Genomic DNA, 15,442 nt, shown 5'->3' with positions numbered 1-15,442 from the left:
TCTCTATTTTTTTAATATAACGCTTTGAAAAAGCGTTTTAATTTTAACGCTGTTCTCCATGGCCTTTTTGTAAATTTTAACTCTAGCTACTCCTACCTTTATTGCTTCATGAGGATAAATAAAATGAAAACAAATACCCTGCACAACTGGTTAACCGCAGGTTGCCTGGGCCTGATGCTGAGCGCGTCCAGCGCCTTTGCCGCGCAGTCCGAAATCGTCAATATCTCCAAAATCGCCGGCATGCCCTGGTTTAACCGTATGGGCGAAGGCGTCACCCAGGCCGGTAAGGACCTTTCCGTCAATGCCTATCAAGTCGGACCGTCCAGTACCGATGCTCCCCAACAGGTAAAAATCATTGAAGACCTGATTGCCAAAAAAGTCAGCGCCATAACCATCGTGCCCAATGATGCCGATGTGCTGGAGCCGGTATTTAAAAAAGCGCGCGCGGCGGGCATCGTGGTATTAACCAATGAATCGCCGGGCCAGCCCAGCGCCAATTGGGATGTCGAAATTATCGACAACCAGCAGTTTGCCGCCGACAACGTGGAGGAGGTCGCCAAGGCCAACGGCGGTAAAGGGGGATATGTCATCTATGTGGGCAGCCTGACGGTGCCCCAGCATAATCTCTGGGCCGATTTGTTTGTGAAATACCAGAAAGAGCATTATCCCGATATGCATGAAGTGACCAGCCGCATGCCGGTGTCGGAAAGCATCGATGACTCCCGCCGTACCACCCTTGATCTGATGAAGGCCCACCCCGATCTGAATACCATCGTGGCGTTTGGATCGCAGGGACCCATCGGCGCGGGACGCGCGGTTAAGGAGAAACGCGCCAAAAATAAAATCCATGTCTACGGCATGATGATTCCGTCCCAGGCGGCGTCGCTGATTAAAAGCGGCGATATCACCGAAGGCATTACCTACGATCCGGCTACCGCCGGGTATGCCCTGACGGCGGTGGCGGCCAGCCTGCTGAAAGGCGAAAATATCGGCCCGGGCTATGAAGTAAAAGGCCTGGGCAAAGCGGAAGTGGATGCCGACAAGAAAGTGATTAAGTTCCATAAGGTGCTGCGGGTTACCAAGGACAACATCGACAGCCTGTATTAATTGTTCGCCGCTGTTTACATCCTGCGAGGCTCTGGCCGGGGAAGGGCGACTGCCCCGGCCGGTCACCCGGACGCGTTACTATGAGGTTGCAATGAAGCCGTTAATTGCGATGGAACATGTCAGCAAAACGTTTTATGGGGTGAAGGCGCTCAATGATATTGCACTGACGTTACTGCCGGGCGAGGTGCATTGCCTGGCCGGGCAGAATGGCTGCGGCAAGTCTACGCTGATTAAGATTATTTCCGGCGTTTATCAACCGGATGCCGGGGCGAAAATCACCCTCGACGATCGCGAGTTCTCCCATTTGACGCCGGGGGAATCCGTTAAACGCGGCATCCAGGTGATCTACCAGGATCTGTCCTTGTTTCCCAACCTGAGCGTGGCGGAAAATATCGCCATCAATCTTTATCATCACCATCTCTGGGTGAATAAGCGCCATCTTTACCAACTGGCGCAGCGCACCCTGGACGATATCGGCATCCAGCTTAACCTGGACGCGCCCCTGGAAACGCTGTCGATAGCGCAGCGGCAACTGGTGGCGATTTGCCGGGCGCTGGCGCAGGATGCCCGGCTGATTATCATGGACGAGCCTACCGCCTCTCTTACCATGACGGAAGTCAAAGGCCTGCTGCGGCTGGTGCATCAGCTGAAGGCGCGGGGGATCTGCGTGGTGTTTGTGAGCCATAGGCTGGATGAGGTTATGGAGGTATCCGACCGCATTACCGTGTTGCAGGACGGTGAGTACATCGGCACCTTCCCCGCCGCCGAAATGGGCAGTAAACAGCTGGCGTTCCTGATGACCGGGCTGGCGTTCGATTATCGAGTACTGACCCCTTATGCGGGCGGCAAGCCGGTGGTGCTGGAGGTGGAGCGGTTAAGCCGCCGCGGGCAATACCACGATATTTCGCTGCAGGTGCGCCAAGGTGAAATCGTCGCCATCACCGGGCTGTTGGGCGCAGGGCGCACGGAACTTTGCCTGAGCCTGTTCGGCCTGAACCGCCCGGACAGCGGCAGCATTAAAATCGACGGGCGGCCGGTCGCGTTCAACAGCAATCGCGATGCGATTGCCGCAGGCGTAGGGTATGTGTCAGAAGACCGCCTGGGCACCGGGCTGGTCATGGAGCAGTCCATTGAGGACAATATCATCTCAACGGTACTGGCGCAGGTGAAAGACCGCTGGCACCTTATCGATAAGCAAAAAGCGCAGGCCCTGGTCGATGAGATGATCGGCCGGCTGACCATCAAGTCGGATAATACCTCGCTGCCGGTCAATACCCTTTCCGGCGGCAATGCCCAGCGGGTGGCGATCGCAAAATGGCTGGCAACCCGTCCGCGTCTGCTCATCCTGGATTCGCCCACGGTCGGCGTCGATATTGCCAATAAGGCGGGGATTTACCAGATTATTAACGCGCTGGCCGCCCAGGGCATCGCGGTTTTGATGATTTGTGATGAAATTGAAGAGGCGTATTTTAACAGCCATCGGATTCTGGTGATGAAAGCGGGCACCCTGGTGGCTGAATTCCTTACGTCCCAAACCACCGAAGCGGCGCTGGCGGAGGTGGTCAATGGTTAACAAAGCCGCATTGCACCGGCATGAAGTATTGCTGATCGCGACCATCCTGATCATGGGGATCGTGTTCAGCCTGAACAGTAGCGATTTCCTCACCTTCGGCAATCTTTACGATCTTATCAACAATTACGCCATGCTGCTGATCCTGGCCTGCGGGCTGTTTATCGTCCTGATCTCGGGCGGCATCGATATTTCTTTTCCCGCGATGACCATCATCGCGCAATATATCATGGTCACCGCGCTGCTGAGATACGGTGGTAATTTCCTGGTGGCGTTCCTCATCGCCGGCGGCGTCGGTACCGTGCTGGGCCTGATCAACGCTGTACTGGTCAACCGGTTGAAAGTGCCTTCCATTATTGTCACTATTTCTACGCTGAATATATTTTATGGCTTACTGCTCTATTTTTCCAAAGGCGTGTGGCTGTACAAATATCCCGACTGGTTCGAAGGCGGCCTGACATTATTTACTTTTACCGCCGCCGACGGCTATGACTATGGCCTGAACCTGCCCATTATGACCCTGCTGGCGGTATTGATCATCACCGGCCTGTTGATGAAACGCAGCAGTATCGGGCGTAAAATCTATGCCATGGGCGGTAATCGCGAGGCGGCTTCCCGGCTGGGCTTCGGTATTTTCAAGCTACAGCTGTTTGTCTATGGTTTCATGGGGCTGTTGTCGGGCGTGGCCGGGGTGGTGCAATCCTATACCGTGATGACGGTGGCGCCGGACTCGCTGCTGGGATATGAACTGACCGTGCTGGCGGCGGTGGTGCTGGGTGGAACCAGTATCATCGGCGGGCGCGGCACGCTGCTGGGAACGGTGTTGGGCGTGGTACTGCTGGCCATGCTGCAGAACGGCTTGAATTTAATCGGTGTGTCTTCCTATTGGCAGATGGTGATTACCGGCCTGGTCATTGTGGTCAGTATCAGCTCCACCGCCTGGAGTCAGCGCAGTAAATCGGAGATCCTGTCATGAGCGGCGCCAAAGTAAAAGATCATGTGGAGCTGTACCTGATGGTGCTGCTGGTGGTGGTGGTGGTGACCTTCAGCGTGCAGATTCCGGGCGTATTTTGGTCGGCGTCGAATTTCCAGTCCATCGGATCACAATTGCCGGTATTAGGCGTGCTGGCGTTCGCCATGGCGGTGACCATGCTGACCGGCGGCATCAACCTGTCGATTATCGCCACCACCAACTGCTGCGCCCTGGTCATGGCCTGGGTTGCCACCCATTTTGCCCCGTCGATAGGCAGCGCCCTGCTGATGCTGCTGGCCGGTATCGCTATGGCCGGTCTCATCGGCCTGCTGAACGGGGTCCTGATCGCCGTCATCCGCGTCTCTCCCATATTGGCCACCCTGGGCATGATGACCCTGCTGAAGGGGGTGACCATCCTGATATCCAAGGGGACGGCTATCTCCAATTTTCCCGCCTATGTGCTGTGGCTGAACAACCATAACTGGCTGGGCATCCCGGTACCCTTGTACCTCTTTGCCCTGGTGGCGCTTATCATGTGGATCGTGCTGGAACGGTCGCCGCTGGGCCGCCGTATTTATCTTATCGGCTCCAATCAGCGGGCGGCCCATTATGCCGGCATTAATACGCCGCGCACGCTGATGGCGGTTTATGTCATCTCCTCGCTGTTGTGCGTGGTCGCGGCGCTGCTGATGATGTCCAAGCTGAATTCCGCCAAGGCCGCCTACGGCGAGTCCTACCTGCTGACGAGTATCCTGGCGGCGGTACTGGGGGGGATTAATCCCGATGGCGGTTTCGGCAAGATTGTCGGTATGGTGCTGGCGCTGATCCTGCTGCAGATGCTGGAAAGCGGCCTGAATATCATGGGAATAAGCAGTTATATCACGATGGCGCTATGGGGCGGCCTGTTATTGGCGTTTCTCTTCCTGAAGGGCATACGGCTACCTTTTCCCAGCCGTTAACCGGGACGATTAAAACGCCGCGCGGCGGACGAACCGTGCGGCGTTCCCGGCAACTTGCGTTCCCGTCCGCGTTGCCCAGAAAAATGTTATGCATGTTATCCTCCCCGCCGGTGAAAGAATCTTTTCATATAAATGCAAATAAAATAGTTATTTATTGATTTTAATCACTGCCCACAGGAACGCAGGATTTTATCGGTCAAAATAACCATTTTTATGAGTATATAAATATAAATTTAATAAATAATTAGCCAAGCAATTGATTGCTGTCTCTTTAACTGATTGAGTAACATAGAGATGTTATTATACAATGGCTGGCTATTAGTAGAAACGTTAAGATTGACTGGCAGTTAACATAATATGTCTTTAAAAAAGGCTCAATTGGAGTATTTTATATTTTCCTGCTGTTTATCACTCAATAATAAAAAACGAGCCTGATAATAAATTATTTACCTTGCTCAACGATAATAATTACCGGTATTATCAATTTATGAGTTCCTAATATCATTAGCATTTGTATTATTATCAATTAAAATAACTATCTTGATATTTTAATGAAAATATTTGTCGGTGAACAGCGATGATCGCAACTTTCATTGCGCGTTCGAAATTTGTAATTAAAACGACGAAATTATTAGTTACCTAAGGAGAAAATATGATGGAAATTGAGCGACACGCTATAGAATTTGCGGGGGACAAACTGGCCATACGGATACATCGTGCAGGCGGTAGCACCACATCGCCGCTGCCGGCGGTATTGATGTGCCACGGATTCTTTTGCATCCAGGACATCTTATTATCGGGCTTTGTTAAGCATTTTACCGCGGCCGGCTACTGCGTTGTTACCTTTGATTACCGTGGCTTCGGCGACAGTGAAGGCGACGCCGGCAGGATAGTGCCGGAACGGCAGATTGAAGACATCATGGCGGTATTGGACTGGTGCCAAGCCCAACCCGGGATAGATGCCCGGCGTATCGCCCTGTGGGGCACGTCGCTTGGCGGCTGTCACGTTATCGAGGTGGCCGCCCGCCGCCCGGAAATAAAATGCGTCCTCAGCCAACTGGCTTTCGCCGACGGCGAGCAATTGGTGACCGGCGATATGGGGGGAGAGGAAAAGGCCCGCTTTATGGATACCCTGAAAAGGATGGCGAGTAAGCAGCAGCAGAGCGGCAGTGAACTGTTGGTGCCCATTATCAAGGTCATGACCGATGAGGAGTCGCGCGTGTTCTTTGAAAAGAAAAAAAAGGAATTCCCGGTCCTGGGGAATAAAGTCCCTTATCTGGCGGTATGGGAAACCATTCTTTATCATCCGGCGCAAGCTGCGGCGCGGGTGACTCAGCCGACGTTTATGGTGTTTGCTGAAAATGATAAAGTCATCGCGCTGGAATACGGCCTGGCTTTATACCAGGCCATTAGCGCGGATAAACGCTGTCATATCCAGCCCAAGGCGCGTCATTACCAGGTTTTTGCCGGCGAGCATCTTAATCGCGTCGCAGGACAGCAACTGGACTGGCTACGTAAACACATGTGAAGGGCGCAGACATGGGCCGCAGCGGCATTGCCCGGCCCGGTTGTGTTCGGGGCTATGCCATAAGCGCCGGTATCCATGCTATCGGTGCGGCCGTGGTCGCCGTCGTCCGCCAGACATGCAACACGGCGCGCAGACGCCGGCTCAGTAAATGCTTTTTAATAGCGACACTTCCAACGGCGTGACGATAAGATCGGTCAGCCCGTCCACCATGGTTTTGAGATGCGCGGATTTGCTGTGTTTTTGCACAATTTCCTCACTTGCCCACTGCTCGACAAAAATAAAATGATCGGGCCGGACAATATCCTGATGCAACTGGTACTTCAGACAGCCTTCTTCCCGGCGGGTGGCTTCGATACAGGGTTTTATCACCGCTTTGATAGCTTCCGCCTTGCCCGGTTTACCTTCGACAACCGCCACGATATGAACCTCTGCAGACATAACATTCTCCAAATAACTGATATGAATTATTAACAATATGGGAATAGCCTGCTTTAATCATAACGATACTAATGATAAAAAGCACAATTAAAGGAATTCGATATGGCGGGAACCAGCCTGTTGGCGCTGCTTGATGATATAGCCTCGATACTGGATGACGTGGCGGCGATGAGTAAGGTGGCGGCGCGTAAAACCGCCAGCGTGCTCAGCGACGACCTGGCGCTGAACGCACAGCAGGTATCCGGCGTGAGGGCCGACCGTGAGCTGCCGGTGGTATGGAAAGTCGCTAAGGGTTCACTGATCAACAAGGCGATACTGGTGCCGCTGGCGCTGGTTATCAGCGCATTTATTCCCTGGGCCATTACGCCGTTGCTGATGCTGGGCGGCTCCTATCTGTGCTACGAAGGCGTTGAAAAACTGATCGAAAGCTGGCATCGCCGTCAGCAGAAAAAAAACCATGCTGAACCGGTCCCGTCCGCGCCGATGGCGGTGCTCAATGCCGATGCGCCGCCGATCGTCCCGGCCACCGCCGCGCAGGCCGCGCCGGCGGATGTGGCGCAGGGCGCTTCGGTGGCCCCGGACGAGACCCGCCAGACGGATGCGCCGGCGTCAGGATCCGGCGTCACCCCGGAAGATGTGCTGGCGCTGGAAAATAAAAAGGTTAAAGGCGCGGTGCGTACCGATTTTATCCTCTCGGCGGAGATTATCGTGATTTCATTGGGCACCGTGGCCAGCGCGCCCTTGATGAACCAGGTGGCGGTGATGGTGCTGATCGCCATCGCCATGACCCTGGGCGTCTACGGCATCGTGGCGGCCATCGTCAAAATGGATGATGTGGGACTTTACCTGAGCGAATTGCCCGGCCAGGGCGGCTCGCGCAAGCTGTTGCGCGCCATGGGGCGCGGGGTGGTCAATGCCGCGCCGCTGCTGATGAAATCCCTGTCGGTTATCGGTACCATCGCCATGTTCCTGGTGGGCGGCAGCATTCTGGCGCACGGCTTGCCCTGGACCCATGGCCTGATTGACCGCATGCAAGAAGGGCACGGCGGTTTCGTTGGCACCCTGATGACCAGCGCCACCGATATGCTGCTGGGACTGGTGGCCGGCGGGATTATCGTGGCGCTGGTGACGGCGGGTATGAAAATTGCCGGAAAAAGCCATGCATAATCGCCCGGCGTATGACTGCTGGCTGGCAATGCGGGTCGATTATTGCTGGTCGGGCAGTTTGTCGCCGGATTCCGGCGCGTTGGCCGGGTCATCCTTACTTTTTTGATCAGCCGGCTTGGCCGGCGCCACGGGTTGCGGCGCCTGCGCTATCAGCAGTCCATCGGGCTTGCCAGGGTATCGGGTCTGGTTGCTGAACATTGTTTTTCTCCCGTGAATATTTTTTGCAGCGACATGCAAACATGCAAAATGTTGCGGTTAATATTTACCTTGCCGCCGGCGGCTGGACCGGTCGGACACCACGGATTGCGAATATAGAATGAGTGTCCGCATTAAGTATAGACAGAAATAAAAATGATAGGGTGCTGATTCCATCATGATAAGCGGCTGGCATACAAGACAATAGGGAGAATAATCTTTATAGGCCTTATAAGTCTCTTATTTTTAGGTGCAAAAAGAGAATTGCGGCTTCGGTTGTTCCCAGCAGGTATCCCACGATTTTTAAATTATATGCAATAACGGGTTAAATAATGTGGCTTTAAATAATGTTTTTAATAAAAAACCTTAAATAATAGATAGTTAAGAAATTAATGCACCTACTTACGCTGATTCCTTGGGCGGAGTTTGTATCAATCTGTAAATGACGCTTGCCAGTATGAGTATGTCGGCTAGTATTAAATATACCTATGACATGATTTGAGTTGCCTTTCTGTTATTGGGTGGAAAGCAATTAAGTGGAGTAAAAATGCGGTAAACCGGATTAAATTATCGCAGTTTATTTTTATGCCGCTTTGAAAAGATACAGAATAATTGAAATTCACTTTATTTCAACCGGAGGTTTAAAATGGCTGAACAACATCGTGGCGGATCGGGCAATTTCGCGGAAGATCGCGCAAAGGCATCCAGCGCCGGCAAGAAAGGCGGCCAGGCGAGCGGCGGCAACTTTAAAAACGACCCGCAGCGCGCATCCGAAGCCGGTGAAAAAGGCGGGCGCAACAGCCATGGCGGCGGCAGAAAACCGTCGAAATAATAGGTTCTATGCTTGTTTCGTCGCTACATAATTATAATCTGTAAGTTAGGTGGCTATGCCTGTTCACAACAGAGTAATTATGTAATAGAAACAGGTAAAGGCGGTCGGACTTAACCAAGATCCGGCCGCGTTAATTCAAATACTATGCCATGACATAAACGATAAGCCCGACGCTCTGGTCGGGCTTATCGTGGTTTGGGCGCTTCCTGCGCCAGATGTCGGGTCGGAGACAATACAAAAATACCGCGTGCGCCGTCACCGGGTTTTGACGATACTGTTTGGATTGCCGGACCAGTGGGTCATTACCCAAGGACAAGAGACACGCTATGAGTGACGTCACCCTTTATCACAACCCCACCTGCGGTACCTCCCGCAATACGCTGGCGTTGCTGCGCGAACGGGGCATTGAGCCCAAGGTTATCGAATATCTGAAAACGCCGCCCAATCATCAGCAGTTGCAGACGTTGATCAGGGATATGGGCCTGCCGGTCCGCGCGTTGATTCGCACCAAAAACGATCCTTACCAGCAACTGGGCCTGGCGGAAGATCGCTGGACCGATGAACAGCTTATCGATTTTATGGTGCAATACCCGGTGTTGATCAATCGCCCTATCGTCGTCACGCCCCTGGGCACCCGGTTATGCCGGCCTAAAGAGGCGGTATTCGAGATCCTGCCGCCGGTTTGACCTTAGCGCGCCCCGAATTCCGCCACCACGCAGTCGATAAAACTGCGCAGTTTCGGCGTCAGCTGCCGTTGGGCGGCGAACAGGATATGCAGCGGCCGGGACGGCGCTTCATAGTCCGGCAATACCCGCATCAATTGGCCGGATGCCAGATAGGGACGCAGTATCACTTCCGGGCCGAGGAGAATCCCGCCGTCGTGAAGCGCGGAGGTTAACAGCGCCGAGCTGTCGTTAATCTGTAGCCGGCTTTGCACCCGAACCCGTTGTTCCTCGCCGCCGCGGGTAAAGCGCCATTCACTGAGCGGCGGACGCGACCAGAAGCTATAGCCCAGGCATTCATGGCGTTCAAGATCGCTTAATTGGCGCGGTAACCCGCAACGGGCCAGATATCCCGGCGATGCGCAGGCAATCATCCTGTAGGGTGCGAGTTCCCGGGCGGCAAGACTTGAGTCTTTCAGCGCGCCCAGGCGAATGACCGCCTCAAAACCCTCATCCACCACATCCACAAAGCGGTCGGTCAAGGTTAAATCCACCTTCACCGCCGGAAAGGCCAGCAGATAACGGTTAATCATCGGCGTCAGGGCGTAGGCGCCAAACGTCACTGGCGCGTTGACGCGCAGCTGGCCGCGCGGCGCGGCGCTGAGTTCAAGGGCTACGGACTCCGCCGCCTGCGCTTCGGACAGCACTATCTTGCAGCGCTGGTAAAACACCACGCCGATTTCGGTCAGGCTCTGCCGGCGGGTGGTGCGGTTAAGCAGGCGCGCCCCCAGCCGATCCTCCAGAAATACCACATGCTTGCCCACCATTTGCGCTGAAATATTCAGCGCCTCGGCGGCGGCGGCAAAAGACCCCCGGTCGGCGACCTTAACAAATACCGCCATGCTGGTCAGTCGGTCCATTACGGCGCTCCTGCCGGATAATTCACAACTGTAGGTTGCGGGATATGTTCTGATATGCCTGTTTATCGCAAAACGGTTGGTAATGTAAAGTCGGTCCTCGGTATTTTTTTTCTTCCAACTGGAGTTCTGACTTATGAAAATAGGCATTATCGGCGCGGGTTTTATCGGCCGCGCCATCGCCCAACTGGCGATGAAGCAAGGGCATGAGGTGATGGTCAGCAATTCACGCGGCCCGCAAACCCTGATGAGCCTGGTGGCGTCAATAGGCTGTTTGACCGGCACCGCGGCACAGGCCGCCGCCTTCGGCGAACTGGTGGTAGTCGCCATTCCCCTGAGAAATTACCTGCAAGTACCGGTTGCGCCCCTGGTCGGTAAAGTGGTGCTGGACGCCAATAATTATTATCCCGAACGCGACGGGCAGATGCCTGAGCTGGAGAATCAATCCATCACCACCAGCGAGCTGCTGGCCCGTCATCTTGTCGGGGCGAACATCGTCAAGGCGTTCAATTCCATCCGGGTTAACGATCTGGAACGCGACGGTATGCCCGCGGGCGCGCCGGGACGGCGCGCGCTGCCCATCAGCGGCGACGACGCGCAGGCAAAGCAGCAGGCCGCCGCGCTTATCGATCAATTCGGCTTTGATGTCGTGGATGCCGGGTCTCTGGCCGAGGGGTGGCGTTTCCAGCGGGGCAGGCCGATGTATTGCGAACGTTTCGATGCCGCCGGGCTGCAAAAAGCGCTGCGCGAAAACGATGAGGAGCATGTTATATCACGCAAAATGCGGTAATCTCCTTGCCCTCGATAATATTCATTGTTAAATCCGCGCGCGGAAATGAGCCAACGGATTCAGAGGGATGATAGTGGAACCAAAGCAGGAGTTGCAGCGCGGCCTCAAAGCCCGGCACATCGAACTGATTGCCCTGGGCGGCACCATCGGCGTCGGTTTATTTATGGGCGCGGCCAGCACGCTGCAATGGGCCGGGCCGTCGGTGCTGCTGGCCTATATTATCGCCGGGTTATTTGTCTTTTTTATTATGCGCTCGATGGGGGAGATGCTTTATCTGGAACCCATCGCCGGCTCCTTCGCGGTCTATGCCCATCGCTATATGAGTCCGTTTTTCGGCTACCTTACCGCCTGGAGCTATTGGTTTATGTGGATGGCGGTGGGGGTGTCGGAAATCACCGCCATCGGCGTGTATGTCCAGTACTGGTTTCCCGACCTGCCGCAATGGCTGCCGGCATTGGCCGCCGTCGCCCTGGTGGCGCTCGCTAACCTGGCCGCGGTCAGGCTGTATGGCGAAATCGAGTTTTGGTTCGCCATGATCAAAATCACCACTATCGTGGTGATGATCGCGGTGGGACTGGGTATTATCTTTTTCGGCATCGGCAACCACGGCCATGCGGTGGGGCTTGGCAATCTTACCGCCCACGGTGGTTTTTTCGCCGGCGGCTGGAAGGGCCTGCTGTTTGCGCTTTGTATTGTGGTGGCGTCTTATCAGGGCGTGGAGCTGGTCGGCATCACCGCCGGCGAGGCCCGTAATCCCCAGGTGACCCTGCGGCGCGCGGTGAGCAAGATCCTCTGGCGCATTCTGATTTTTTACGTCGGGGCAATATTTGTTATCGTAACGATTTACCCTTGGAATCAAATCGACGGCGGCGGTAGCCCGTTTGTGCTGACCTTCGCCAAAATCGGCATTACCGCGGCGGCGGGCATTATCAATTTTGTTATCCTCACCGCGGCGCTGTCCGGCTGCAATAGCGGCATGTACAGCTGCGGCCGCATGCTCTTCGCCCTGGCGCAAAACCGCCAGCTGCCGGCGGCGGTAGGGCGGGTCTCGCGCAACGGCATCCCGGCGGTGGGGGTGATGCTGTCCATCGTGGTGCTGCTGTTGGGCTCGTGCCTGAATTATATTATTCCCAATCCGCAGCGGGTATTCGTTTATGTCTACAGCGCCAGCGTTCTGCCTGGCATGGTGCCCTGGTTTGTGGTGCTGATAAGCCAGCTGCGCTTTCGCCGGGCCCACCGGGATGCCATGGCGTCGCATCCGTTCCGCTCGGTATGGTTTCCCTGGTCCAACTACCTGACCATGGCCTTTTTAGTCTGCGTGCTGGCGGGCATGGCCTTTAGCCCGGACACCCGGTTGTCGCTGGTGGTAGGTTCGGCCTTTTTAGTCCTGGTTGCCGTAATTTACCGCGTGCTGGGATTTAATCGCGCGGCGCAGGCGGGGACGCCGAACGCCGGGTGATTGATTAAAATATGAACGGCGTCACATTATTAACATCTGCCTCCGGGCGGCACTTGTTAAAATAACGCGCCGGCGGCATTATCAATCACTGTTGTCGGCGGCACCGCCGCCGTCCAGGTAAAACCTAAACTCCTTGTTTCTCTCGCTGTATCAGCGGTGGCAAACAAGCGGTTTAGGTTTTTTTTCGCCCCCAGCCGGCAAAACGCCCCGCCGTGTCTGCCCGCCGGCAAGATACTCTGTTGTTTTTCAGCGCCGGATAATGGTTTTACCGCACAAACAGCGGCGGATTCGGTTTGCAGCGGATTTTATCGTGGCAACGCCGTTTTTGCACCGTGGTTTATGCCGTTATTTTACTAATATGCCGGGTTTTAACCTGGTTAATTGTTAATATTTTATTAAATATCACCATGGTGAAGCAATAAAGCAGCGTTAACGCCTGAGTTTGGTGCAAAAAAGCACGGCGACCGCGGCTTTATCGGTCGCGATGGCGGAAGATAATTTTATTTAATTGATCTATAACGCTATTTAGGATTGGAGTCTATTTGGCATAACCTGTGCTAGGTAGTGGTATCGCGCCAACCCCCTGGCCGCCTCTGTCCGTGGAGCAACGGGTCCGCAGCATCGGTGGGGCGCACCCTTAACCCTAACTGTTTAATGAGGCGTTGCTGATGGAAATTCAAAAACCTTATCTGCTGTTCCTGGCGGACGCGCACGATCGGCTGGCGGCGAAAGTCGCCACCGGCATTCGCCACTGGCATCCGGAATACTGCGTCGGCCAATTGCGCATGGACGGTTGCCAGGTGGATTGCGGCCTGCCCGATCTGGACATTGCCGCCGCCCGGGCCATGGGCGCCAAAACGCTGGTGATAGGCGTGGCCAATCGCGGCGGGGTGATTGCCGGGCATTGGGTCGAGGTGCTGCGCGACGCGCTGGAAAACGGCATGGACCTGGCCGCCGGGCTGCATAATCGCCTGTCGGACGTTCCGGTACTGCAAGCCACGGCGCAAAGGCTTGGCCGCTCGCTGTTCGATGTGCGCCACACCCGCGCCGCTTTGCCGGTGGGCAACGGGCGCAAGCGCGCGGGTAAACGGTTGCTGCCGGTGGGCACCGACTGTTCCTGCGGTAAAATGTATACCGCGTTGGCCATTGAGAAGGCCATGCTGGAACAGGGCAGAAAAGCCACGTTTCGCGCCACCGGCCAGACCGGCATCCTAGTCAGCGGCGCGGGCATCAGTATCGACGCGGTGGTGGCGGACTTTATCGCCGGCGCGGTGGAAACCCTGGCGCCGGACAACGAGCCGGATCATTGGGATATCATCGAAGGGCAGGGGTCGCTGTTCCATCCGTCGTTTGCCGGGGTCACCCTCGGGCTTATCCACGGCGCGCAGCCTGATGCGCTGGTCTTGTGTCATGAGCCGACGCGTACCACTATGCGCGGCGTCGATTATCCGCTGCCCGACCTGGCCGATTGTATGGCGCTGAACCTGCGGGCGGCGCGGCTGACCAACCCGCAGGCGCGATTTGTCGGCATCTCCGTTAACAGCGCCCTGCTGCCGGAGGCGGACGCGTTGGCCTATATGGCGGAGTTGGAAACATGCTACGGTTTGCCGGTGGTGGATCCGTTCCGCCAGGGCGTCGCGCGCATTATTGAGCAACTTTAACCACGGCGGAAGAATCCATGAGCAGAATTGTCTATCTTAACGGCGACTATGTGCCGGAGCAGGACGCCAGGATCTCCATCTTCGACCGGGGCTTCCTGTTCTCCGACGCGGTCTATGAAGTCACCGCGGTATTAAACGGTAAGCTGTTGGAAAACGAGGGCCATATCGCCCGTCTGGTGCGCTCCTGCCGGGAGCTTAAACTCTCCCTGCCCGTTACGCCCGCTGAACTGGACGCCATACAGCGGGAGCTGATCGCCCGCAATCAACTGCGGGAAGGCGCGGTCTATCTGCAACTGAGTCGCGGCACTACCGGCGATCGGGAATTTGATTTTCCGCCGGCCGGCACTCCGCCTACGCTTACGCTGTTTACCCAGGCGCGGCCGGTTATCAATAATGCCAAGGCTATCAACGGCATCCGGGTGGTGACGCTGGAGGATATCCGCTGGCACCGCCGCGACATCAAAACGGTGGGACTGCTGGCGCCTTGCCTGGCCAAGGAGTATGCCCATGCCCAGGGCGCGGACGATGCCTTCCTGGTGGAGAACGGGCTGATAACCGAAGGCAGCGCCTGTAACGCGTGGATTGTCACGTCTGCCGGCACCCTGGTGACCCGGCCGCTCAGCAACGAGATTTTGCACGGCATAACCCGCCGTTCGCTACTGATGCTGGCCGAAACCCACGCTATCCCGTTTGAGGAACGGGCATTCAGCGTTGAGGAGGCTTATGCCGCGCGGGAGGCGTTTATCAGCTCCGCCACCACCTTTATCTGGCCGGTTATCGGCATCGACGGCAGGACGGTGGGGGACGGCGTTCCCGGTCCGGTAACCCGGGCGCTGCGGGCGATATATGTGGATATGGCGCTGCGGGCCACCGCCTGATAATAACGCCCCGGGCCGGCAATGCCGCGGTTTCGCCGGCCGGGGGCGGTGTATCCGCCCTTATTTTGGTATTCCGGTCCTTTATTTTCAGGCCCGTTCTTTATTGCTGATGATTTTTATGGCAATAAAACCGGCGCGGGCGGTTAATTTTTTCTTATCAGTAAATATTAGTCAGCGAAAGTGTTGAGGCGCCGCTTTTTATTATCTCTAGGTTCAGAAATACGTTGGTGTTTACCAACTATTTTTTAACGCTAAATCGCCAGGCGGCATGTGCCGCGGCGCGCCGATAATTAATGTGATACATGT

15 protein-coding genes are annotated in these 15,442 nt (G+C 55.5%); 12 read left to right on the top strand and 3 right to left on the bottom strand.

Features of this window, described 5'->3' with window-relative positions:
* Positions 1 to 174: 174 nt before the first annotated feature.
* From ACL2XQ_RS22585 to ACL2XQ_RS22565, 5 genes are all read left to right on the top strand, one after another.
* Entirely contained in the window at positions 175 to 1,107 is a 933-nt protein-coding gene (locus tag ACL2XQ_RS22585) for an autoinducer 2 ABC transporter substrate-binding protein (RefSeq protein ID WP_413740543.1), read from the top strand.
* A gap of 91 nt (positions 1,108 to 1,198) precedes the next feature.
* A complete protein-coding gene (locus tag ACL2XQ_RS22580; protein ID WP_410013462.1) occupies positions 1,199 to 2,680 on the top strand; it encodes a sugar ABC transporter ATP-binding protein in 1,482 nt (493 codons plus the stop codon).
* Complete coding sequence (locus tag ACL2XQ_RS22575; RefSeq protein WP_410013463.1) at positions 2,673 to 3,653, top strand: ABC transporter permease; 981 nt, start codon at positions 2,673 to 2,675, stop codon at positions 3,651 to 3,653. The genes ACL2XQ_RS22580 and ACL2XQ_RS22575 overlap by 8 nt, the downstream gene beginning before the upstream one ends.
* Positions 3,650 to 4,609: an ABC transporter permease gene (locus tag ACL2XQ_RS22570; RefSeq protein ID WP_410013464.1), complete on the top strand. Its 960-nt coding sequence runs from the start codon at positions 3,650 to 3,652 to the stop codon at positions 4,607 to 4,609. Before ACL2XQ_RS22575 ends, ACL2XQ_RS22570 begins: the two co-directional genes overlap by 4 nt.
* A gap of 652 nt (positions 4,610 to 5,261) precedes the next feature.
* Positions 5,262 to 6,137 (top strand): alpha/beta hydrolase, encoded by an 876-nt coding sequence (locus ACL2XQ_RS22565; RefSeq protein WP_413721481.1) that lies wholly within the window; start codon positions 5,262 to 5,264, stop codon positions 6,135 to 6,137.
* Between the two features lie 141 nt (positions 6,138 to 6,278).
* Here the strand turns inward: ACL2XQ_RS22565 and ACL2XQ_RS22560 are convergent, their stop codons facing one another.
* On the bottom strand, positions 6,279 to 6,575 hold the full coding sequence (locus tag ACL2XQ_RS22560) for a putative quinol monooxygenase (RefSeq protein WP_410013466.1): 297 nt from the start codon (positions 6,573 to 6,575) through the stop codon (positions 6,279 to 6,281).
* Between the two features lie 102 nt (positions 6,576 to 6,677).
* Here ACL2XQ_RS22560 and ACL2XQ_RS22555 point away from each other — a divergent pair, with 102 nt between their 5' ends.
* Entirely contained in the window at positions 6,678 to 7,742 is a 1,065-nt protein-coding gene (locus tag ACL2XQ_RS22555) for a DUF808 domain-containing protein (protein ID WP_410013467.1), read from the top strand.
* A gap of 39 nt (positions 7,743 to 7,781) precedes the next feature.
* Here ACL2XQ_RS22555 and ACL2XQ_RS22550 read toward each other — a convergent pair whose 3' ends face one another.
* Entirely contained in the window at positions 7,782 to 7,940 is a 159-nt protein-coding gene (locus tag ACL2XQ_RS22550; RefSeq protein WP_413739738.1) for a hypothetical protein, read from the bottom strand.
* A gap of 643 nt (positions 7,941 to 8,583) precedes the next feature.
* Here ACL2XQ_RS22550 and ACL2XQ_RS22545 point away from each other — a divergent pair.
* Together ACL2XQ_RS22545 and arsC are read left to right on the top strand one after the other, a co-directional pair.
* Entirely contained in the window at positions 8,584 to 8,769 is a 186-nt protein-coding gene (locus ACL2XQ_RS22545) for a general stress protein (protein WP_410013469.1), read from the top strand.
* Positions 8,770 to 9,095: 326 nt separating this feature from the next.
* A complete protein-coding gene (arsC, locus tag ACL2XQ_RS22540; RefSeq protein ID WP_410013470.1) occupies positions 9,096 to 9,455 on the top strand; it encodes an arsenate reductase (glutaredoxin) in 360 nt (119 codons plus the stop codon).
* Between the two features lie 2 nt (positions 9,456 to 9,457).
* Here the strand turns inward: arsC and ACL2XQ_RS22535 are convergent, their stop codons facing one another.
* Positions 9,458 to 10,351: a LysR family transcriptional regulator gene (locus tag ACL2XQ_RS22535; protein WP_410013471.1), complete on the bottom strand. Its 894-nt coding sequence runs from the start codon at positions 10,349 to 10,351 to the stop codon at positions 9,458 to 9,460.
* Between the two features lie 133 nt (positions 10,352 to 10,484).
* Here ACL2XQ_RS22535 and ACL2XQ_RS22530 point away from each other — a divergent pair, with 133 nt between their 5' ends.
* The 4 genes from ACL2XQ_RS22530 (at position 10,485) to ACL2XQ_RS22515 (ending at position 15,136) form a co-directional block, all read left to right on the top strand.
* On the top strand, positions 10,485 to 11,138 hold the full coding sequence (locus tag ACL2XQ_RS22530; RefSeq protein ID WP_410013472.1) for an NADPH-dependent F420 reductase: 654 nt from the start codon (positions 10,485 to 10,487) through the stop codon (positions 11,136 to 11,138).
* 70 nt (positions 11,139 to 11,208) lie between these two features.
* On the top strand, positions 11,209 to 12,597 hold the full coding sequence (gene thrP / locus ACL2XQ_RS22525; RefSeq protein ID WP_413723496.1) for a bifunctional threonine/serine APC transporter ThrP: 1,389 nt from the start codon (positions 11,209 to 11,211) through the stop codon (positions 12,595 to 12,597).
* 668 nt (positions 12,598 to 13,265) lie between these two features.
* Complete coding sequence (gene dgcN / locus ACL2XQ_RS22520; protein WP_410013473.1) at positions 13,266 to 14,258, top strand: N-acetyltransferase DgcN; 993 nt, start codon at positions 13,266 to 13,268, stop codon at positions 14,256 to 14,258.
* 17 nt (positions 14,259 to 14,275) lie between these two features.
* Positions 14,276 to 15,136, top strand: a complete 861-nt coding sequence (locus ACL2XQ_RS22515) for a D-amino-acid transaminase (RefSeq protein ID WP_410013474.1) — start codon at positions 14,276 to 14,278, stop codon at positions 15,134 to 15,136.
* Positions 15,137 to 15,442: the final 306 nt, after the last annotated feature.

The organism is Sodalis sp. RH14 (assembly GCF_047324285.1).
Lineage (GTDB): Bacteria > Pseudomonadota > Gammaproteobacteria > Enterobacterales > Enterobacteriaceae > Acerihabitans.
The sequence above is the reverse complement of the archived record's forward strand: the minus strand, read 5'-3'. Positions and strand labels throughout refer to the sequence as shown.

Excerpts from the sequence above, each read along its gene's own strand:
- ACL2XQ_RS22585 (WP_413740543.1), top strand. The coding sequence starts at position 175 with ATGCTGAGCGCGTCCAGCGCCTTTGCCGCGCAGTCCGAAATCGTCAAT.
- ACL2XQ_RS22545 (WP_410013469.1), top strand. The coding sequence starts at position 8,584 with ATGGCTGAACAACATCGTGGCGGATCGGGCAATTTCGCGGAAGATCGC.
- ACL2XQ_RS22530 (WP_410013472.1), top strand. The coding sequence starts at position 10,485 with ATGAAAATAGGCATTATCGGCGCGGGTTTTATCGGCCGCGCCATCGCC.
- ACL2XQ_RS22550 (WP_413739738.1), bottom strand. The coding sequence starts at position 7,940 with ATGTTCAGCAACCAGACCCGATACCCTGGCAAGCCCGATGGACTGCTG.
- ACL2XQ_RS22515 (WP_410013474.1), top strand. The coding sequence starts at position 14,276 with ATGAGCAGAATTGTCTATCTTAACGGCGACTATGTGCCGGAGCAGGAC.
- ACL2XQ_RS22570 (WP_410013464.1), top strand. The coding sequence starts at position 3,650 with ATGAGCGGCGCCAAAGTAAAAGATCATGTGGAGCTGTACCTGATGGTG.
- ACL2XQ_RS22575 (WP_410013463.1), top strand. The coding sequence starts at position 2,673 with ATGGTTAACAAAGCCGCATTGCACCGGCATGAAGTATTGCTGATCGCG.
- ACL2XQ_RS22565 (WP_413721481.1), top strand. The coding sequence starts at position 5,262 with ATGATGGAAATTGAGCGACACGCTATAGAATTTGCGGGGGACAAACTG.
- ACL2XQ_RS22580 (WP_410013462.1), top strand. The coding sequence starts at position 1,199 with ATGAAGCCGTTAATTGCGATGGAACATGTCAGCAAAACGTTTTATGGG.
- ACL2XQ_RS22555 (WP_410013467.1), top strand. The coding sequence starts at position 6,678 with ATGGCGGGAACCAGCCTGTTGGCGCTGCTTGATGATATAGCCTCGATA.
- arsC (WP_410013470.1), top strand. The coding sequence starts at position 9,096 with ATGAGTGACGTCACCCTTTATCACAACCCCACCTGCGGTACCTCCCGC.
- ACL2XQ_RS22560 (WP_410013466.1), bottom strand. The coding sequence starts at position 6,575 with ATGTCTGCAGAGGTTCATATCGTGGCGGTTGTCGAAGGTAAACCGGGC.
- ACL2XQ_RS22535 (WP_410013471.1), bottom strand. The coding sequence starts at position 10,351 with ATGGACCGACTGACCAGCATGGCGGTATTTGTTAAGGTCGCCGACCGG.
- dgcN (WP_410013473.1), top strand. The coding sequence starts at position 13,266 with ATGGAAATTCAAAAACCTTATCTGCTGTTCCTGGCGGACGCGCACGAT.